The sequence below is a fragment of the Aliiroseovarius zhejiangensis genome (assembly GCF_014656375.1).
GTDB lineage: Bacteria > Pseudomonadota > Alphaproteobacteria > Rhodobacterales > Rhodobacteraceae > Aliiroseovarius > Aliiroseovarius zhejiangensis.
The window spans coordinates 244,125-263,134 of sequence record NZ_BNCH01000001.1 but is presented as its reverse complement, the minus strand read 5'-3'; the positions used below and the strand labels follow the sequence as shown (position 1 = coordinate 263,134).

General features: G+C 61.3%; 17 protein-coding genes. 4 read left to right on the top strand and 13 right to left on the bottom strand.

Annotated elements, in window-relative coordinates; translation table 11 throughout:
• Window positions 1–8 precede the first annotated feature (8 nt).
• The 6 genes from pdhA to IE188_RS01160 all read right to left on the bottom strand — a co-directional run bounded on the left by pdhA (window position 9) and on the right by IE188_RS01160 (window position 5,862).
• Window positions 9–1,010, bottom strand: coding sequence for a pyruvate dehydrogenase (acetyl-transferring) E1 component subunit alpha (pdhA, locus tag IE188_RS01185; RefSeq protein WP_191284646.1), 1,002 nt, complete (start codon window positions 1,008–1,010; stop codon window positions 9–11).
• Window positions 1,011–1,217: 207 nt separating this feature from the next.
• A complete protein-coding gene (locus IE188_RS01180) occupies window positions 1,218–1,520 on the bottom strand; it encodes an FtsB family cell division protein (protein ID WP_191284645.1) in 303 nt (100 codons plus the stop codon).
• Window positions 1,521–1,686: 166 nt separating this feature from the next.
• A complete protein-coding gene (locus IE188_RS01175) occupies window positions 1,687–2,919 on the bottom strand; it encodes a Hint domain-containing protein (protein WP_191284644.1) in 1,233 nt (410 codons plus the stop codon).
• Window positions 2,920–3,083: 164 nt separating this feature from the next.
• Window positions 3,084–3,959, bottom strand: a complete 876-nt coding sequence (locus tag IE188_RS01170; RefSeq protein WP_229836389.1) for a fructose bisphosphate aldolase — start codon at window positions 3,957–3,959, stop codon at window positions 3,084–3,086.
• A gap of 240 nt (window positions 3,960–4,199) precedes the next feature.
• On the bottom strand, window positions 4,200–4,370 hold the full coding sequence (hemP, locus tag IE188_RS01165) for a hemin uptake protein HemP (RefSeq protein WP_191284642.1): 171 nt from the start codon (window positions 4,368–4,370) through the stop codon (window positions 4,200–4,202).
• 301 nt (window positions 4,371–4,671) lie between these two features.
• On the bottom strand, window positions 4,672–5,862 hold the full coding sequence (locus IE188_RS01160) for a phosphoglycerate kinase (RefSeq protein ID WP_191284641.1): 1,191 nt from the start codon (window positions 5,860–5,862) through the stop codon (window positions 4,672–4,674).
• A gap of 161 nt (window positions 5,863–6,023) precedes the next feature.
• On the opposite strand from IE188_RS01160, the gene IE188_RS01155 reads away from it, so the two are divergent.
• From IE188_RS01155 to IE188_RS01145, 3 genes are all read left to right on the top strand, one after another.
• Window positions 6,024–6,524 carry a peptidylprolyl isomerase gene (locus IE188_RS01155; RefSeq protein ID WP_191284640.1) on the top strand — a complete coding sequence of 167 codons (501 nt, stop codon included), beginning with the start codon at window positions 6,024–6,026 and terminating at the stop codon, window positions 6,522–6,524.
• Entirely contained in the window at window positions 6,517–7,155 is a 639-nt protein-coding gene (locus tag IE188_RS01150; RefSeq protein WP_229836387.1) for a peptidylprolyl isomerase, read from the top strand. The genes IE188_RS01155 and IE188_RS01150 overlap by 8 nt, the downstream gene beginning before the upstream one ends.
• Window positions 7,156–7,250: 95 nt before the next feature.
• Window positions 7,251–8,225, top strand: a complete 975-nt coding sequence (locus IE188_RS01145) for a DUF3179 domain-containing protein (protein WP_191284639.1) — start codon at window positions 7,251–7,253, stop codon at window positions 8,223–8,225.
• Between the two features lie 66 nt (window positions 8,226–8,291).
• Here the strand turns inward: IE188_RS01145 and trpE are convergent, their stop codons facing one another.
• The 5 genes from trpE to tyrS form a co-directional block, all read right to left on the bottom strand.
• A complete protein-coding gene (gene trpE, locus IE188_RS01140; RefSeq protein ID WP_191284638.1) occupies window positions 8,292–9,803 on the bottom strand; it encodes an anthranilate synthase component I in 1,512 nt (503 codons plus the stop codon).
• Window positions 9,804–9,837: 34 nt separating this feature from the next.
• Window positions 9,838–11,682 carry a SurA N-terminal domain-containing protein gene (locus tag IE188_RS01135; protein WP_191284637.1) on the bottom strand — a complete coding sequence of 615 codons (1,845 nt, stop codon included), beginning with the start codon at window positions 11,680–11,682 and terminating at the stop codon, window positions 9,838–9,840.
• A gap of 92 nt (window positions 11,683–11,774) precedes the next feature.
• Window positions 11,775–12,956: an aminotransferase gene (locus IE188_RS01130; RefSeq protein ID WP_191284636.1), complete on the bottom strand. Its 1,182-nt coding sequence runs from the start codon at window positions 12,954–12,956 to the stop codon at window positions 11,775–11,777.
• 216 nt (window positions 12,957–13,172) lie between these two features.
• Window positions 13,173–14,063 (bottom strand): hypothetical protein, encoded by an 891-nt coding sequence (locus IE188_RS01125; RefSeq protein WP_191284635.1) that lies wholly within the window; start codon window positions 14,061–14,063, stop codon window positions 13,173–13,175.
• A gap of 151 nt (window positions 14,064–14,214) precedes the next feature.
• Complete coding sequence (gene tyrS, locus IE188_RS01120; protein ID WP_191285282.1) at window positions 14,215–15,468, bottom strand: tyrosine--tRNA ligase; 1,254 nt, start codon at window positions 15,466–15,468, stop codon at window positions 14,215–14,217.
• Window positions 15,469–15,534: 66 nt separating this feature from the next.
• On the opposite strand from tyrS, the gene IE188_RS01115 reads away from it, so the two are divergent.
• Window positions 15,535–16,698: an anhydro-N-acetylmuramic acid kinase gene (locus IE188_RS01115; protein ID WP_268246014.1), complete on the top strand. Its 1,164-nt coding sequence runs from the start codon at window positions 15,535–15,537 to the stop codon at window positions 16,696–16,698.
• Between the two features lie 10 nt (window positions 16,699–16,708).
• Here IE188_RS01115 and IE188_RS01110 read toward each other — a convergent pair whose 3' ends face one another.
• Both IE188_RS01110 and IE188_RS01105 read right to left on the bottom strand, forming a co-directional pair.
• Window positions 16,709–17,050 carry a DUF427 domain-containing protein gene (locus IE188_RS01110; protein ID WP_191284634.1) on the bottom strand — a complete coding sequence of 114 codons (342 nt, stop codon included), beginning with the start codon at window positions 17,048–17,050 and terminating at the stop codon, window positions 16,709–16,711.
• A gap of 64 nt (window positions 17,051–17,114) precedes the next feature.
• Complete coding sequence (locus IE188_RS01105) at window positions 17,115–18,914, bottom strand: aminopeptidase P family protein (RefSeq protein ID WP_191284633.1); 1,800 nt, start codon at window positions 18,912–18,914, stop codon at window positions 17,115–17,117.
• Window positions 18,915–19,010 lie beyond the last annotated feature (96 nt).

Genomic DNA, 19,010 nt, shown 5'->3' with positions numbered 1-19,010 from the left:
TCCGGGTCTCAGGCGTAAATGTCGGTCCACAGCTCTTCCAGAGCGGGCTCCGGGCTGTTCTTCGAGAATTCGGCAGCGTCGTTCACGATGCCTTTGATCTCTTTGTCGATGGCTTTCAGCTCGTCCTCCGAGGCGTGTTTGCCCTGCAGAATCAAGTCGCGCACATGCTCGATGGCGTCGCGTTCCTCGCGGATCTTCTGCACCTCTTCACGGGTGCGATACTTGGCCGGATCGGACATGGAGTGGCCGCGATAGCGGTAGGTTTTCATCTCAAGAATATATGGCCCGTTGCCTGACCGGCAGTGTTCGGTGGCGCGCAGACCGGCTTCTTTCACCGCCAATACGTCCATCCCATCGACCGCCTCGCCGGGAATGCCGAAGGCTTCGCCGCGGGTATAGATGTCGGGGGTGGAACTGGACCGCTGCAAGGATGTGCCCATCGCATATTGGTTGTTTTCAACCACATAGATCACAGGCAACTGCCACAGCGACGCCATGTTGAAGCTTTCGTAAACCTGACCCTGATTGGCCGCGCCATCACCGAAATAGGTGAAGGTCACGCCGCCATTTTCCAGATACTTGTCGGCGAAGGCCAGCCCGGTGCCAATCGGCACCTGCGCGCCCACGATGCCGTGGCCGCCATAGAAATGCTTTTCGGTCGAAAACATGTGCATCGACCCGCCCTTGCCTTTGGAATACCCCCCTTCGCGACCCGTCAGCTCGGCCATCACACCTTTGGGGTCCATCCCGCAGGCCAGCATGTGGCCGTGGTCGCGATAAGAGGTCAGACGCTTGTCGCCGTCTTTCGCGGCGGCTTCAAGCCCGACAACCACGGCTTCCTGACCGATATAGAGGTGACAGAACCCGCCGATCAGACCCATGCCATAAAGCTGGCCGGCCTTTTCCTCGAATCGACGGATCAGCAACATCTCTCGATAGAAGCCAAGCAGCTCTTCCTTCGATGTGTTTGATTTAGCGGATTTTTTCGGGGCGCTTTTCCGGGCGGCCATATGGCGTCCTCCTCCTGGCGTCGGCTGATGCGAAGCGGTAGTTTAGTATTAAACTATCTTATACAGAAAATATGCTTTCAGGTCGACAAAAACTTGACGCGACGACAGGTTCACAGCCTTGCGCCATGCGCATGAACAGGTTTGCACAACTGCAATAGAGCAATGAGTGATGTAGGCAGTGAGAAGGGGCAGCCAAACCGCGCGCCGTCAGCGCAGGACAACCTCGTCCGCGCGCACCATGCCCAGTACGGACCGGGCCTGTTCGTCCAGCAGGTCGAGGTCCAGATAATCGTCCGACAGGCGGCGGGTCTTGTTGGACAGCGCGGCAATCTCGGCCGAGAGCGCATCCCGCTCTTTCAAAAGCGATTGCGTCTCAGCCTCGATCTGCACGCGACGGAAAAGACCAAAGTCGCCCTGCACGCTGGCAAAGGTGAAATACAGGCCAAGCCCCACGATCACCACGAAGTAGATCGCCCCACCAAAACCAGCTTGTGCACGAGGTGCGCCCATAGGTGTCCCGTCTGTATGTACTGCCTCTTGCCCATCTCTTTTCGGATGGTGCACCGACACTATGGCACAGGCGATTCGCCTTGTGAATCCCAAATCGAATCAGCAGATGCTTTTTTCGTGGATGGGCAGGGAAGCCGACTGCCGGCACAGGGACCGGCCGTTTGGATCAACCTTCCGGATGGCGATCGTGTGTCAGCGTCCGTCGGAATGCAGCCAGCAGCTCCCGATTGTTCCTGACATGCCGTTTCACCAGTGTTCTGACGCGCGCGCCACGGGTCAATGGCCGCGATGGTGTTTGCGACAGCGCGGGCACCCCAAGACCGCCATGTGGGCACAAAAGCCGCAACTCCTCTTGCGCATCACCTGACAGGGCGGTCATCGCGCCGGGTCCCAGATAAAGACTTTCTGCCGCAATCCCGTTTGCGTTCAGAATTTGGTGTTTGTCCAACAGGACGTGATAATAGAAAAAGCCTGTGTCCGGATGGTGCACCCGGATACCCTCGCACCCCGTCAAATCCTTTGCAGCGGCCAATATCTGTTCTGCGCCGAACATGCATCGGGCGATTTTCCCTTCAATCAGAATGCGATGCTGACGCGAGATCAATAGCGGCGTGGAGGGTTGGTTGTCACCCAAACCATTGGCGCTTATCGCAATTGGCAACAGATTCGGGTCCGCGTGCAGATCGGCCAGCGTGACGCGCCGGGCGAAAATCCATCGAATGGGCTGCCAGCCATCATCCATCGTGTTGACAAGGTCGCCTGCGCGCAATGCCGCGATCGGGGTGAAGCCTTGCGGGGTCTCAAGCAGGGTGCCGGAGGCAAAACAGACGATGTCCGTTCCGGGTGTTGGGGTCAAAGAGTTGTTAAATCCCGCCGAGGTCCGCTGGATCGAAAACCCGTCCTGATCGTTTCCCCAATCCTCGGTTGTCCCGGATTGCGTGGCGGTGCTGGAAAACCCGGAATATCCCGGGCCGTTGACAGGGTCGTCGACCGAGTCGCCGTTGTAGATCGCCTGAATATATTCGTCATTGTTCGGGTCATAGACGACAATATTGTCGCCGTTGTTGTTGAACACGCCGCCGCCGTAATTCGCGTCGAAAGCCAGATTGTCACCGGTCACAGCAGGCAAGCTGCCGCCATTCTGGACGTTGCGCACCACCACTGCGACTGCGCCGGGCTCCAGGATGGTGCCGGAAGGAAACGTGAACCAATTGTCGCGTCCACGGTCCCAGAGCTCAAGTCCGGATATGTCGATCGCGGCGTCAGAGGTGTTGATCAGCTCTATGAACTCATCTGCACCGCGCGCAACGCCATTGCCGTCTGTGTCAAAATCATTCGCGCCATTGGGGTCAACCAGAACTTCGTTGATCGCGATGCCGCCAAGAAGGGTGCTGGCCATGAGGCGCGCCTTTCAACTTGTCAACTTATGCAAACTGATCTGTATTCAGTATGCAGGATTTCAGGCAAAAGGCAAAATCCCGGGGTGCGGCGCTTGTCATAGCCGACCCGACACAAAACGCCCGCAGCGTGCGCCACGGGCGTCAGGTTCGTGCAAGACCGGGATCAGCCCGCGATCGACGCCTGATAGATGCTGTCGATCGTATCCGCGATGGTGGCGTTGAACTCTTCGTCCGATTGCTGCGCGGACAGCCCTTCGGTCAGGGCGCGCGAGAAGCTGGCGATCATGCCGGTGTTCTGGCTGAGACGGGCGTTGGCCTCGGCCCGGCTGTATCCGCCCGACAACGCCACCACCGCGGCCACGCGCGGATGATCCACCAGCGCCTTGTAGTGGTTCGGCGTCTCGGGCAGGGTCAGTTTCAGCATCACGGTCTGATCGTCCGACAGGGCATCCAGTTGCGATTGCAGCGCGACCAGCAACAGGTCTTCCGCCGCCACCTTGTCTGGGATCGAGATGTTGATCTCGGGCTCGATGATCGGCACCAGCCCGTGCGCCATGATCTGTTTGGCGACCTCGAACTGCTGCGCCACATTGGCGTTGATGCCGTCTGCATTCGCCGCGTTGATGACCGAGCGCATCTTGGTGCCGAACACCCCTGCGTTCACGGCGCGGTCGCACAGTGCATCGAGATCCGGCATCGGTTTCATCAGTTGCACGCCGTTCTCTTCATCCGCCAGCCCCTTGTCGACCTTCAGAAACGGCACGACACCGCGGTCTTCCCACATATAGGTCGCGGTGGGTTTCCCGGCGATCTCGCGGTCCATTGTCATTTCGAACAGGATCGCGCCAATCACCTTGTCACCATTGAAGGCCGGCGCCTGAGCGATCCGAGCGCGCATGGCGTGGATCAGGTCGAACATCTCGGCCTCGCTCGAATAGGCGTCTTCCTCGATCCCATAAAGGCGCAGCGCCTTCGGGGTCGAGCCGCCCGACTGGTCAAGTGCGGCGATGAAGCCCTGTTTGGCTTTGATCTTATCCATTTGTGCTTGGTTTGGCATGTCGGTCCTGTCTGGAACTGGTGAGTTTCCCTTGTTCTAGGCGACAGGCCCGGCCCTTGCAATTGTGCTGGCGCTAACGACGGCAAGAAGAACCCCAAACGCAGGGGAAGGAAAGAACAGTGGGGGCAAGACGGATGAAACGGTCGTGGGTCTTGCCCCCCGTCCGGGCGCGGGGGAAATCAGTCGGGCGGGAACGCAGCCAGACACGCGCCACAGCATGGGTCACTTGGTCAGGATCAGCTTGCCCGCCCGCGTGATCGTCAGAGTATAGACCATGTCGTTCAGCACGATCTGCGCCTTCTTTCCGTATCCGGTCAGGTCCAGCGCATCATGTTTGGGCGGCGGCGTCTGGCGGGCCGTGTCGAACACCGAGGCGGGCAGGGGGGCGGTCATGGTCTGTCTCCTTCAAAGCAGGTCACGATCCAGGTGGCCAACAAGGTCAGGCCGGTCAGGATGGACAGCGGGTGTGGGATATCGGTTCTGGCTAGTTGCGGGCCTTCGCAGGGAAATGTCATTGTCGCGCTCCTGTCGGGGGGCAAAAACTGCCCTGTTTCTCCGGCTGGTCGCTTGGGCAACTGGCTGATGCTCATAACCTACTAAAACACTCAGGAACTCGTCAAGTGGCGAAATCAGATAAAAGAAAACCCCGCTACCGTCGCCGGTGCGGGGTCTTTTATAAGGTAATATGAAGGGGTTAGTCAGAAAGCGCCGCCACACCGGGCAGCGTCTTACCCTCCATCCATTCCAAAAATGCACCACCTGCGGTCGAGATATAGGTGAAGTCCTCGGCCGCATCCGCCTTGTTCAACGCCGCCACCGTGTCGCCGCCACCGGCGACCGACACGAGCTTTCCTGCCGCTGATAGTTCGGCGGCTTTCTTTGCAGCGGCATTGGTGGCCGCGTCAAATGGCTCGATCTCGAACGCACCCAGCGGGCCGTTCCAGATCAGGGTCTTGGCTGCTTCGAATATCTCACAGATGCGGGCCACCGTGTCCGGTCCGGCATCCAGGATCATCGCATCTGCAGGGCAGGCATCAGCGGCGACCGTTTCGTGCGCTGCACCCGCCGCAAATTCGCGTGCCACAACCACATCCGAAGGCAGGACGATCTCGCATCCTTCGTCCTCGGCCTTGGCCAGAATCTCGCGCGCGGTGTCGGCCATGTCATGTTCGGCCAGTGATTTGCCCACATCAATCCCCTGTGCGGCCAGGAAGGTATTGGCCATGCCGCCGCCAATGATCAATTGGTTCACGCGACCCACCAGATTGCCCAGCAGATCCAGCTTGGTCGACACCTTGGCCCCGCCCACGACCGCCACCAGCGGGCGTTCGGGATCGCCCAATGCCGCCTCAAGGGCCGACAGTTCTGCCTGCATCAGTCGCCCGGCACAGGATGGCAACAGATGCGCCAAGGCCTCGGTCGAAGCATGCGCCCGGTGCGCTGCTGAAAACGCATCGTTGCAATAGATGTTGCCAAGGGCCGCCAGCGAGGCCGCGAACAACCCGTCATTCTTGGTTTCGCCCTCATGAAAACGCGTGTTCTCCAACAGCAGAACTTCTCCGCTCTGCAACGCCGCAACCGCTTTCTTGGCCGGACCGCCGATGCAGTCCTCGGCGAATTTTACCGGGTGTCCCAAGGCCGCTTCCAACGCCGGTTGCACCACCGACAGCGACATCTCCGGCACGCGCTGCCCCTTGGGTCGCCCGAAATGGGCCAGCAGAACCGGTTTGCCACCCGCCGCCAGAATATCGCGCAATGTGGGCAGGATACGCTGGATGCGGGTGTCGTCAGTGACTTTTCCATCCTCGACCGGCACGTTGATATCCACGCGCGTCAGCACAACCTTGCCGTTCAGATCCATATCGTCGAGTGTTTTCCAGGCCATCCGTCCCTCCATCAGCTTGTGGCAAGTTGCACATCAAAAGCGGGTCGGGGTCAACGGGGTTGGTGAGGAAAATGCACCTGTCGCCTCTTTCATCTTGCTCCGCAGACGCATAGGTTGGCCCGCGAAGAAAGACCCAACAGACGAACCGGAAGGAGGCCAGGATGGCCGAATACAAAGACCCCGAAAACACCATTCTGATGGAGCTGAAAGGCGGCACCGTGGTGATCGAGCTACTGCCCGACGTGGCCCCCAAACACAGCGAACGGATGAAGGAACTGGCGCGCGCCGGTGAATATGACGGCGTTGTCTTTCACCGCGTGATCGACGGCTTCATGGCCCAGACCGGCGATGTGGCCAATGGCAAGGATCCGATGACCCTGCGCCATGCGGGCACAGGCGGCTCGTCGCTTCCTGACCTGCCGGCAGAGTTTTCGAAACTGCCCCATGACCGTGGCACGCTGGGGGCGGCACGCTCGCAAAACCCCAACTCGGCCAACAGCCAGTTCTTCATCAACTTCAAGGATAACCACTTCCTGAACGGGCAATACACGGTCTATGGCCGCGTCACCTCGGGGATGGAGCATGTGGATGCCATCACACGGGGCGAGCCGCCGGCAGACCCCGATGTGATGATCTCGGTCAAGGTGGCGGCAGATGTCTGAGACGCACACGAAACGTGACAAGATGACCTTCTGGATCGCGTTTCTGGCCGGGGTTGCCATCGTCGTGGGCTATGCAATCTACACGCTCTGGCCGCGCGAACCGGCGCCTGCCGACCTGTCCGCGCTTGGCGATGCACCGAAACTGGAGCTGTCCATCGCCGGGCAGGGACAGGGCACGGTGGTGATCACCCTGCGCCCGGATCTGGCCCCGCAGCATGTGGAACGGATCGTCACCCTGGCCCGCGAAGGTGCCTATGACAACGTGGTGTTTCACAGGGTGATCGACGGGTTCATGGCGCAAACCGGCGATGTTGAGTTCGGCAAGGCCGATGGCAATGGCGGACGCGCCGGGATGGGTGGGTCCAGCTATCCCGACCTGCCCGCCGAGTTTTCGGACGAACCCTTCGTCGAAGGGGTCGTGGGCATGGCCCGCGCGCAGAGTCCCAATTCGGCCAACAGCCAGTTTTTCATCATGTTCGCTCCCGGCCCCTTTCTGGACGGCAAATACACGGTCGTCGGGCATGTCACCGAAGGGATGGACGTGGTGCACGCCATCAAGCGCGGTGACGGCCCCAATGGCGCCGTCACCAGTCAGCCAGACGTGATCACCGAAGCGCGCGTGGCCGACTAGGCCGCGCACGTTTGCTCAAACCCCTGTGAAGGGGGCTATGGGGCCTCGTCTTTCTCTGTCACGATCACATCGGACAGCCAGGAAAGAGAGGCCCCATGCGTATCCTCGTTACATTGATCGCCATCACGCTCGGTCTGTGGGTGCATGAGGTGCGGGCCGACCCCGCCGACTGGGCGTCTGAATTTCCCAAAACGGATTTTGGCGAAACCTCGGTGCAACAATGGTCCGAAATCCTCTCCGGTGGCCCCGGGCGCGATGGCATTCCCGCGCTCAGCGATCCGGCCTTCATCAAGGTTGCGGATGAAACCCGCCTGGGCGCGCGCGAACCCGTGCTGACGGTTGAACTTCCCGGAACCAAACCGCGCGCCTATCCCCTGCGCTACCTGACATGGCACGAGATCGTGAATGACCGCGTGGGCGGGGTGCCGATTGCCGTCACCTTCTGCCCCTTGTGCAACTCGGGTATGGTGTTTGATCGTCGCGTGGCAGGGCAGACCCTGAGCTTCGGCGTGACCGGCAAACTTCGCAACTCTGACATGGTGATGTATGACCACCAGACCGAAAGCTGGTGGCAGCAGGCGATCGGCGAAGGGATCGTGGGGCAACACACGGGCGTGCAGTTGAAACAGCTTCCCGCCTGGATGGAAAGCTGGGCCGAATTTGCCGCGCGCAACCCGCAAGGCCTGGTGATGAACCAGCCCAAAGCGCGCCGCTCCTATGGGCAAAACCCCTATACGGGCTATGACAGCCGCAACCGCCCCTATCCGTTCTTCACAGGCGAAAACCCACCTCACGGAGTGCCCGCCCTGGCCCGCGTTCTTCGCGTGGGGGACCGCGCTTGGCCGGTGTCACGCCTGGCCAAGGCGGGCGAGATCCGCGAGGCCGGGCTGACAATCCGCTGGGCCGCGGGTCAGGCCTCGGCGCTCGACACGGTGCAGATTGCCAAGGGGCGCGACGTGGGCACGATCCGGGTCAAGGACGCAAAGGGGCGCGATGTGCCCCATGATCTGCTCTTCGCCTTTGCTTTCCACGCCTTCTGGCCGGACGGAAAATGGATGATGGGCAACTGATCCCGCGGTTTCTTCTGGCCAGAAATATCCTGGGGTGAGGCCGCATGGCCGAGGGGCAACGCCCCTTTACCCGTTGCCGCCCCGCGTGAACATCGCGGCATCTTCCGCGGCCCGCCGGATCGCTTTGGACTTGTTCACCGTCTCTTCATATTCCGCCTCCGGGTCGCTGTCATAGACGACGCCCCCCCCGGCCTGAATATAGAGCGTTTCATCCTTCACCACGGCGGTGCGCAGGGCAATGCACATGTCCATGTCGCCACCTGCGCTGAAATAGCCAACCCCACCACCATAGACGCCGCGTTTTTCGGGCTCCAACTCGTCGATGATCTCCATCGCGCGGACCTTTGGCGCACCCGACACGGTGCCCGCAGGCATCCCGGCGAAAAACGCCGACAGCGCATCCTGATCCTCATGCAGCTCGCCCACCACATTCGACACGATATGCATGACGTGGCTGTAGCGTTCGACGATGAACTCTTCCGTCGGGCGCACCGTGCCGATCTTGGCCACGCGCCCCACATCGTTGCGTCCAAGGTCCAGAAGCATCAGATGTTCGGCCAGCTCTTTCTGGTCCGCCATCAGGTCCGCCTCATAAGCCTTGTCCTCGTCGGGCGTCGCACCGCGCGGACGGGTCCCGGCGATCGGGCGGATCGTGACCTCGCGGTCAAAGACGCGCACCAGAATCTCGGGCGATGCGCCCACCACCTGGAAGCCGCCGAAGTTGAAATAGAACATGAAGGGCGACGGGTTGGTGCGCCGCAGGCTGCGATAAAGCGCGAAAGGGGGCAGGGGGAAGTTCTGGGTCCAGCGTTGGCTGGGCACCACCTGAAAAATATCACCTGCGCGGATGTAGTCTTTCGCTTTTTCCACCGCCGCCAGATAGTCGGGCTTGGCAAAGTTCGACACCAACGGTCCCAATGCGCGTGCCTCGCCCAGATTGCGGGTCTCGGCCGGGGCAGCGCGCTCCAGATCGCGCAGCGCATCCATCACCCGCTCGGCCGCTTGCGCATAGGCCGCCTTGGCGCTCAGACCACTGTCGACAAAGGCTGGCGACACCAAAGTCACGTCCCCCTTCACCCCGTCCAGCACGGCCACGACCGACGGCCGCATCATCATCGCGTCCGGCAGCCCTAGCGGATCCGGGTTCACATCGGGAAGGTGTTCGACCAGACGGATCATGTCATAACCCAGATAACCAAACAGACCCGCCGATGCCGCTGGCAGGTCGGCAGGCAGGTCAATCCGGCTTTCCGCCAACACGTTGCGGAGCGCGTCCAGCGGGTCGCCCGCCATGTCCTCGAACGCCTCGGCGTCGAACCGCGCCTGCCGGTTGATCCGCGCCTGATCGCCCCGGCATTCCCAGATCAGATCGGGTTTCATCCCAACGATGGAATAGCGCCCGCGCACCTCGCCACCCGTCACACTTTCCAGCATGAAACTGTCGCGCCGCGCCTCGGTCAGCTTCAGCATCAGGCTCACCGGCGTGTCCAGATCGGCCGCGAGCCGCGTGTACACGACCTGATTTCGCCCAGCCTGCCAACCGGCTTCGAAATCCTCGAACGAGGGGGTCAGAGCCATTGAATGTCCTTTCCGGTCCTGTCAGCGGGTCGGGTTACTGAAACTGCGCATTCACGGCGTTGATCACTGCGCGGTTCAGTTCAATCCCGGCGCGGGCCTGAACGGCGCGGGCAAAGGCGTTTTCGATGTCCAGCGCGATTTCCTGCGCGGTGCCGGCGGCAAAGCTGGCCTTCAATTCGCGCGCCTCGTCACTGTCCTGATCGGCAGGCTGAATCGCATCCAGCCGCACCAGTATCACGCGGTCCTCAGCCTCAAGCACCTGCCAATCCCCCGGCGCCATGTCAAAGACGGCAGCCATGAAGCCCGGCGGTGTGCCTTCGACAAAGGCTTCGCGCGTCAGGTCTTCCTCGACCACCTCGGTCAGCCCAAGCGACGACAGGGTGGCCTCGCCCTCAAGTTCCGGGATCAGCGCGCGCGCCTGTTCGGCCAGCAGCTCCAGCCGCTTTTCAGCCTCCCACCCCGCGCGCACGGCGTCTGCCACCTCGGTCTGATCTTGCAGGCGCGGGGCCTGAAGCTCATCCAGCCGCATCGCAAAGACACCGCCATCTTCCAACAGGGTGATTTCGGGGAAATCATCGGTGGTGACCGCCTGGGCGGCCTCGCGGAACGCATCATAGGCGGCAATTCCGTCGCTGTTGCCAGCGGTCCAGCGCAGCGTATCAAGGCGCATGTTGTGGCTTTTCGCGATTTCTTCGATGGTGGCCCCCCCGGCCATCTGGTCATCAAGCTCGGCCACCATGTCGCCGATCAGGCGGCGCGCCGCATCGGCGGCCAACTCGCCATGCAGCTCTTCGCGCGCCTCTTCAAAACTGGTTTCGCGCGCCTCAAGGATGGCGTTCATGCGATAGATCGCCGGGCCAAGGTCGCTGTCTTGCGGTCCGGTCACATCACCGGGTTCGGTCAGCGCGAACACTGCTTCCCCCGCAGCCCCCAACTCGTCCTGTGACACATCGCCCAGATCAACGTCAGAAAGCTGCAGGTTTCGCCCGGTCACCAGACCTTCGAAGGTCTGATTGCCGGTGGCAAGCGCGTCCATCGCGGCTTCGGCCTCGTCGTTGCTGTTGAAGACCAGACGCTCGACCATCCGGCGTTCCGGGACAAGGTATTCCGAAGCGCGTTCGTCATAGAGCGCGCGGATCTGCGCCTCTTCCACCTCGATTGTCGGGATGACATCCTCCGGGTTCATCCACGCATAGGTGATGACCTTGGTTTCCGGCAGGGTGAAGTCCTGCGGATGCGCTTCATAATAGGCGGTCAACGCGTCATCGGTCGGGGCCGGCACCTCCGTCTCCAACTGGTCCATCGGAAGCGCGGCCCAGGTGAAATCCCGCGCCTCGCGGGCATAGGCATAGAGTGTGTCGACATACGCAGGCTGCGTCGCCACCCCGTTCACCACGGCGGCCTGCAAGATCTGGCGGCTGACCTCATCGCGCAGGCTTTGCTCAAACTCCGACGCGGTCAGGCCTGATTGCTCCAGCGCAAAGGTATAGCCTTCGCGGTCGAACTTGCCATCAACCCCCTTGAAGGCCGGAATGTCGACGATCCGGTCGCGCAATTGCGCATCCCCCACCGAAATGCCCATCCGCGCGGTTTCATCTTCCAGCGCCGCAGTGGCAATCACGCGCGCCAGCACCTGCTGATCCAGCCCGAACCCCTTCGCCATCTCCATCGTCAGGCGCTGCCCGGTTTCCGCCTGAAACGCGTTCATCTCGGATTGCAGTTCGCGCAGATACCGGTTGGCGTCCACCTCGGTGTCACCCACGGTCGCAATCGACCGAACCGAGCCGCCGAAATTGGTCGATCCAAACCCCACGAGCCCCACCATCACCAGACCCATCAGGATCCAGCCAAACGTGCGGGATGCTTTGCCGGTTGCCATGCGCGTGTTCCTTTTACCACCTGTTTGCAAGGGTTTTAGGTGAGCCAGCCGGGAATGCCAATATCTGTCGATGCATCGGATGGCGATCCCCGTCAGGGACGGACAGTCGCCAGCCGTTTCAACACCTCGGCAATTCCCTTTTCATCACTATTGGCGAAGGCAATGCGCAGGTGCGATGCGCCCGCCGCGTCGCCCTCCGGGGTAAACATGCTGCCCGGCAGGGCAAGCACGGCGCACTGGTCCACCAAGGCCCGCGCCAGTTGGTCCGAGGGCAGATCGAACGGATGCTGCACATAGGCAAAATAAGCGCCACACCCCCTGAGCCGCCACCCCCGTTCGGCCAGGGGCGCAAATCCCGAACGCATCGCGTCGCCCCGTACCAGGATCTTCCGCCGCTCCCCCTCCAGCCAGTCGCCCAGATTGCGCAGCCCCCAAAGCGCAGCGTGCTGGCCCAGCTGAGCAGGGCAGATGGTGACCGTGTCGATGAACTTCTCGACCTCGCTCAGCCGAGCAGGCGACGTTGCCATCGCGCCCACCCGATGTCCCGTCAAACGAAACGACTTCGAAAAACTGTAAAGATGAATGACCGTGTCGTCCCAATCCGGATCGCCAAACAGCTCATGCGGCGCGCCAGGGCGGGAATGGAAATCGCGATAGGTCTCGTCGATGATCAAAGTGATCCCGTGGTGGCGGGCCAGATCACGAAAGGCCGCAATCACCGTGGGCGGGTATTCGACCCCGGTCGGGTTGTTGGGCGTGACCAGAACGATGGCACGGGTGCGCGCGGTGATCAGGGCTGCGGCATCCCCGGCATCAGGCACAAGATCATCCCCACAGGCCAAGGGAACGGTCGCAATCCCGTTCATGTCCAGCCACATCTTGTGATTGAAATACCAGGGCACCGGCAAAATGACCTCGTCCCCCGGTGCGGCCAGCGTGGCGATCGCGGCGCAAAACGCCTGATTGCAGCCTGACGTGATCGCGATGTTTTTCGCACTGACCTGGCCCTGATAACGTCGCGTGATGCTGTCCGCCAACGCCGTCCGCAACGCCGGCAACCCCAGGTCAGGGCCATAAAGATGCACTTCGTCCTGCCGCAACACCGCCTCGGCCATGGCCTGCCGCATCTGGTCGGGCGGCGGATCAACAGGCGCGGCCTGGCTCACATTGATCAGCGGTCGATCCGCACCAAACGCCTTGCCCGCGATCCAACGACGCGCCTCCATCACCGGAGGGGCGATTGTAGAAGCAAGAAGCGGGTTATTCGAAGTCATGGCACAGCAGTCCTGTCTTTTGCGCCAGCCTAACGGCCCCCTTCACGAACGGCAATTCACCAGGACCACCCCTTGACGGATTGCGTATTTCTTCTGGCCTCAAATATCCCGGGGGAGGTCCAAATCCACGATTTGGACCGTAGGGGCAGCGCCCCTCAGGCTCACAACGTGAGCCACCGACCGCCAAACCCAGGACTTGCAGAGGTCGGGCTCAGTTCAATTCAGGCTGAAATAGGTGTTTGCCACCCGTGCAAACCGCGCGACATCCAGCAATACGCCCTTGATCACGCCCTCCATCCCCGCGACGGCCAGCTTCCGACCCTTGCCATTATCGGACGCATATTCGAAAACGCTGTCACAGGCTCTGTCCAGAAAAACCACGTCATTGGTCGGATCTTCGTAATCAATGCTGCAGGATCGCAGCGACCGTCCCGATGCCTTTTCCGCAAAGAATGTCAGCGTCGCCCCGCCATTCTTGGCCCCGTTGTTGACGAAGATCCTGAACACACGGTCGTTCGGTTTCAGGGTCTCGGAATGCTCCGGATTGCCCATGAGGGTGCTGTTTGTGGCGGCGTTGGCGATTTCCTGCATCAGCTCCCGATTTTCGCGCATGATTTTTGCATCCGGCACCAGCGCCAGTTTCGGTTCCGGATTGTAGGATTTGATCAGGCTTGCCGCCTCGAAACTCGCCGCGGCGCGGGGCAGGAAATAGGCATAGACGCGGGTTTCAAAATCGGTCAGGGGGCGGTTCTGAAATTCCCTGTCCGCCAGGGTCCTGATCCGGTCTGGTGTGCCATCACAGCCGAAATCAATGATCTTGTTGGGAAAATCATCCTCGGCATCCGACAGCCAGATCAGGAACTGACAGATCTCCTTGTCGACATTATAGGTGAAAGAAAAGATCGCCTTGCTCCAGTATTCCACCCGGATCGTGCGCCAGCCGCCTTCCTCGGCGATGGTGGGTGCGGCGCGCGCGGCGGCATAGGTGCGCAGGAACGGCTCGGTGGTGCGGTCTTGGGCGGTGGCGATCCCGGCAAAGACATACAACGCCAGTGCAAGCGCACCTGCCCATGCCCAACGGGCTGTGACCGTTTCGAACGTCGACATTCCGCCCCCCCCCCGGAACTGAATGGGGGCAGAATATCACAGTTGCGCGAAATCAGAAAATCGCTCCGCAACCTGATGGGCGTGCTCGTAGGCGCCGCGCGAGCTTATACGTGGGACAAGTCGACCCGTATCAGGGCTGGCGACGTCCGGGTCAGCCCGCCAACACCACCAGCGCGTGACGCTTCTTGCCCGCCGAGAGCTTCATTGGCCGATCCAGATCATTTGCAACAACCATCCGGCCGGCATCGGTCAACGCTTCGTCATTCACCCTTGCCCCGTTCTCGGCAATCAGGCGTTTCGCGTCCTTGCCGGACTTTGCCAAACCGGATTTGACGAACAGTTGCACGATCGACATCCCGTCGCCCAGATCTCCGGGGTTGAGCGTCAGGGTGGGCAGGTCATCGCCCGCACCACCTTTTTCGAACACTTCGCGCGCGGTGGCTTCGGCAGCCTTGGCAGCCTCCGCACCGTGCAGAAGGCCGGTGACCTCGTTGGCCAGAATGATCTTGGCCTCGTTGATCTCGGCCCCTTCCAGCGCGCCCAGACGGTCGCATTCCTCGACCGGCAATTCGGTGAAGATTTTCAAGAACTTGCCCGTGTCAGCATCGGTCGTGTTGCGCCAGAATTGCCAAAACTCGTAAGGGCTGAGCATATCGCCATTCAGCCAGATCGCGCCGCCCTGGCTTTTGCCCATCTTGCGCCCGTCCGAGGTGGTCAGAAGCGGAGTCGTCAGGCCGAAGACCTCGGTTTCCGCCACCCGGCGCGTCAGATCGACACCGTTGACGATATTGCCCCATTGGTCCGACCCACCCATCTGCAACAGGCAGCCATAGCGGCGGTTCAGCTCAAGAAAATCATAGGCTTGCAGGATCATGTAGTTGAACTCGAGAAACGACAGCGATTGTTCGCGGTCCAGCCGCGACTTCACGCTTTCGAACGACAACATCCGGTTGACCGAGAAATGCCGCCCGATGTCGCGCAGGAAATCGAGGTAATTCAGCCCGTCGAGCCACTGGGCGTTGTTCAGCATGATCGCATCGCTGGCTCCGTCGCCATAACGCAGGAACTTGGCGAACACCTGCTGCATGCCGGCGATGTTGGCCTCGATCTGTTCCGGGCCCAACAGCGGGCGCTCGTCCGACCGGAACGAGGGATCGCCCACCTTGGTGGTGCCGCCACCCATCAGGGTGATCGGCTTGTGGCCGCATTTCTGCAACCACCTCAGCACCATGATGTTCATCAGATGCCCCACATGCAGCGACTGCGCCGTCGCGTCATAACCGATATAGGCGGAAACCACCCCCGCGTTCAGCGCATCGTCCAGCGCCTGATAGTCGGTGCAATCGGCCAGAAAGCCGCGCTCGATCATCACACGCATGAAGTCGGATTTCGGGTGGTAGGTCATGTTCTTTTGGTCCATCCTGATCTTTGAACCTTCCGTATAGACGCGGGGCGGGAAAAGGAAAAGAGCGTGTTGAAAGCCATCGACAAGACCAGGGCCGACGGGGCATTGCGGGCCCGCTTGCAGCAAGGGCCGGTCTGGGCCCTGGGGTGCATGTCAGGCACATCACTGGATGGGGTGGACGCCGCCCTGATCGAAACCGATGGCGATGTGATCGCGGGGTTCGGTCCGACCGTATTTCGCCCCTATTCGGCCGCACAACGCAAAACCCTGCGGCGTGCTTTGGGAAAATGGCAAGATGCACCAGAAATCCCCGCCGCCGCGCAGATTGTCGAAACCGTGCATCATGCGGCCATTGCCGAGCTAATGCAGACCGACCCGACCCCGGAGCTTCTGGGTTTTCACGGCCAGACATTCGCCCATGACCCGCGCGGGCGGGGCACCCATCAGGCGGGCGACGGACAGGCGCTGTCGCAGGCGCTGAGCCTACCGGTGGTCTGGGATTTTCGCAGCGCGGATGTGGGTTTGGGGGGCGAAGGTGCGCCACTTGCACCATTCTTTCACCATGCCTGCGCGCGGTTCATCGGGGCTGACGCGCCCTTGGTTTTTCTGAATTTGGGGGGCGTTGGCAATGTCACATGGGTCGACCCACGGATTGAGCGGCCGGATGCGGTGGGGGCCTGCCTGGCCTTCGACACCGGCCCGGCCAATGCGCCGCTGGACGACCTGATACAAGCCCGGCGCGATGCTGCCCGGGACGAAGGGGGGGAACTGGCCGCCTCGGGTGTGGCCGATCAGGCGATGGTCGACAGGTTCCTGACCCATCCCTATTTCCATCGCATGCCGCCCAAATCGCTCGACCGTGACGATTTTCCTGACCTTCCGGGACTGGTGTCAGATCTGTCCGATGCCGATGCCCTGCGCAGCCTGACCGCCTGTGCTGCGGCTGCTGTTGCACGCGGTCTGGAGCATTGCCCGTCACCGCCCAAACAGGTGCTGGTCACGGGCGGCGGACGCCACAATCAAGCCCTGATGGGTGAGCTTCGGGCGCGGCTTTCCGTCCCGGTCCGGGACATCGACGCCACCGGACTGAATGGCGACATGCTGGAGGCGCAGGCTTTTGCCTATCTTGCGGTGCGCGTGGCGCGGGGGATGACAACCTCGGCCCCCGGTACGACCGGCGTTGCCGCGCCGGTGGGCGGGGGGCAGGTTTCGATCCCAAAGGCGCCATGACGCCCCAGCGTCAGGTGCGCGCGATGGTCGCCTTTTCGGCATAGAAGGCCAGATGATCCTTCAACGCGGCCAGTTTTTCGACCGGTGCGTCATACATGTAACCCGCATCCTCGATCACGGTCGATTTCGTCTGGATCGAGAAATGCCGCGCCTCGCCACGATACGGGCAGGTGGTGATCGTGTCGCTTTTGTCCAGAAACGCCATCGCCACGTCGCCCTTCGGGAAATAGATCACCGGGGCACGGTTGCCTTCGACCACTTCAAGCGCCGATTGGCTTTCCCCCAACACCGCGCCCCCGGCGCGAACAGTCCATTTCCCTTCGGCGGGGCGGATCGTGATTTGGTCAGCCATGGTCATCCTCGTGTTGCGGGTTCCGTGCGCGGAACAGTATCAGAAAAAATGTGACGGTCGCGTGTCAAATAGGCGCACAGGCCGCTTTGAGCCAGCGCAACGCAGCGTCACCCAGAAGCGGCGACAGTTTTTCAACGCAAGTGACGTGATAGTTGTTCAGCCACGCCCGCTCTTCCCCCGACAGCATATCGGGAAGGATCAGGTCACGATCAAAGGGGACAAAGGTCAGGGTCTCGAAAGACAGCATGTCGCGATCGGCATCGCCGCCATCGGGGCAGGTGGCCTTTTGCACGACGATCAGGTTTTCCAGACGGATGCCAAACGCGCCTTCGCGATAATAGCCCGGTTCGTTCGACAAGATCATCCCGGGCAGCAATTCGATATCCGAGATTGCGTTGAACCGTTGTGGCCCCTCGTGCACTGACAGATACGCCCCGACACCATGCCCGGTGCCGTGGTTGAAATCCTGATGGGCAGCAAACAAGGGATAGCGCGCGATCGGGTCCAGATCGCGACCGGTGCGCCCCTTGGGAAAATAGATTCGCGACAGGGCAATCATGCCTTGCAACACACGCGTGTAGCAGCGTTTTCCCTCGTCCCCGACATTGCCGACCCGCAAGGTGCGGGTGATGTCCGTGGTGCCGTCGCGATATTGCCCGCCGCTGTCCAGAACCACCAGATCGCCGGGGGCAAGGGTGCGGTTCGTATCATGCGTCACGCGATAGTGCATGATCGCCCCGTTCGGTCCGGCGCCCGCGATGGTCTCGAACGAAATGTCCAACAGCGCGTTTGATGCGCGGCGCTTGTCTTCCAGTGTCGTGACCAGATCAATCTCGGTCAGGGTGGTTTTCTCTGCGGCGTCATACCAGGTCAGAAACTCGACCACGGCGGCGGCATCGCGAAGATGCGCCGTGCGCGCGCCCCGAAGTTCGGTCGGGTTCTTCTGCGCCTTGGGCAGAATGGCGGGATCGCTGTCCCAATCCACCGCAATGCCCGCCTTGTCCAACAGCTGCGATACCGCCAGCGGAGCGGTGGCCTTGTCCACCCGGACCGGACCATCGAGTGTTTTCAGATGGTCGGCGAAATCCTTGACCGAATGCAGCGTGACATCCTTGTCCAACGCAGCCTCGATCTGGCGCCCCTCGGTGGTGAAAAACGCCACCGCAGCATCATCGCCCAGAACGGCAAAGCCCTGCACGACCGGAATGCGGGGCAGATCGTCGCCGCGGATGTTCAGCATCCATGCAATGCTGTCGGACAAGGTCATCACGCAGGATTTCTGCCCTGCCGACAACAGCATATCCGCCAGTTCAGAGCGTTTGGCCGCACTGGACATGCCTGCAAACTCAACAGGTTGCTCGATGATCTTGCCGTTGGGGGCAGGGGGGCGATCCTCCCATATCCGGTCAACCAGATTGTCAGTTGGCACAAGCGTGACCTTGGTGCCTGACAGCGCCTTTTCGATGGTTTCGATCTCGCCTTTCGTGTGCAGCCACGGATCAAAGCCGATCTTGGCGGCCTTTCCCGCAAGTGTGTCCTTCAACCACGGGCCGGGCAGGGTTTCGGGCCAGTGGACCGGTGTAAACGCCTCCATGTCAGCCTGCGCACGCACCTGGGTGCGATACCGCCCATCCACGAAAATCCCGGCGTGGTCCTTCAACGCAATGCAGAACCCGGCAGAGCCCGTGAACCCGGTCAACCACGCCAGACGTGCATCACACGGCGCGACATATTCGCCTTGATGCGCATCCGCACGCGGCACGATGAACCCGTCCAGCCCTTTCATCGCCATTGCCCGGCGCAGCCGCGCCAGCCTGACGGGGCCATGCGAGGGGTCGGCGGTCGTGTCGAAGGATTGGAACATGGTGTTCTCCGGTGTCTGAATGTGTCGGGTAATGCCGCGCGCCACAGGCAGGCGCTGGATGCGCGCAACATGCCGTGAAACGCGGGCCGAGGAAAG

Coding starts and splice junctions, on each gene's coding strand:
- pdhA (WP_191284646.1), bottom strand. CDS start 1,010: ATGGCCGCCCGGAAAAGCGCCCCGAAAAAATCCGCTAAATCAAACACA.
- IE188_RS01180 (WP_191284645.1), bottom strand. CDS start 1,520: ATGGGCGCACCTCGTGCACAAGCTGGTTTTGGTGGGGCGATCTACTTC.
- IE188_RS01175 (WP_191284644.1), bottom strand. CDS start 2,919: ATGGCCAGCACCCTTCTTGGCGGCATCGCGATCAACGAAGTTCTGGTT.
- IE188_RS01170 (WP_229836389.1), bottom strand. CDS start 3,959: ATGGATAAGATCAAAGCCAAACAGGGCTTCATCGCCGCACTTGACCAG.
- hemP (WP_191284642.1), bottom strand. CDS start 4,370: ATGACCGCCCCCCTGCCCGCCTCGGTGTTCGACACGGCCCGCCAGACG.
- IE188_RS01160 (WP_191284641.1), bottom strand. CDS start 5,862: ATGGCCTGGAAAACACTCGACGATATGGATCTGAACGGCAAGGTTGTG.
- IE188_RS01155 (WP_191284640.1), top strand. CDS start 6,024: ATGGCCGAATACAAAGACCCCGAAAACACCATTCTGATGGAGCTGAAA.
- IE188_RS01150 (WP_229836387.1), top strand. CDS start 6,517: ATGTCTGAGACGCACACGAAACGTGACAAGATGACCTTCTGGATCGCG.
- IE188_RS01145 (WP_191284639.1), top strand. CDS start 7,251: ATGCGTATCCTCGTTACATTGATCGCCATCACGCTCGGTCTGTGGGTG.
- trpE (WP_191284638.1), bottom strand. CDS start 9,803: ATGGCTCTGACCCCCTCGTTCGAGGATTTCGAAGCCGGTTGGCAGGCT.
- IE188_RS01135 (WP_191284637.1), bottom strand. CDS start 11,682: ATGGCAACCGGCAAAGCATCCCGCACGTTTGGCTGGATCCTGATGGGT.
- IE188_RS01130 (WP_191284636.1), bottom strand. CDS start 12,956: ATGACTTCGAATAACCCGCTTCTTGCTTCTACAATCGCCCCTCCGGTG.
- IE188_RS01125 (WP_191284635.1), bottom strand. CDS start 14,063: ATGTCGACGTTCGAAACGGTCACAGCCCGTTGGGCATGGGCAGGTGCG.
- tyrS (WP_191285282.1), bottom strand. CDS start 15,468: ATGACCTACCACCCGAAATCCGACTTCATGCGTGTGATGATCGAGCGC.
- IE188_RS01110 (WP_191284634.1), bottom strand. CDS start 17,050: ATGGCTGACCAAATCACGATCCGCCCCGCCGAAGGGAAATGGACTGTT.
- IE188_RS01105 (WP_191284633.1), bottom strand. CDS start 18,914: ATGTTCCAATCCTTCGACACGACCGCCGACCCCTCGCATGGCCCCGTC.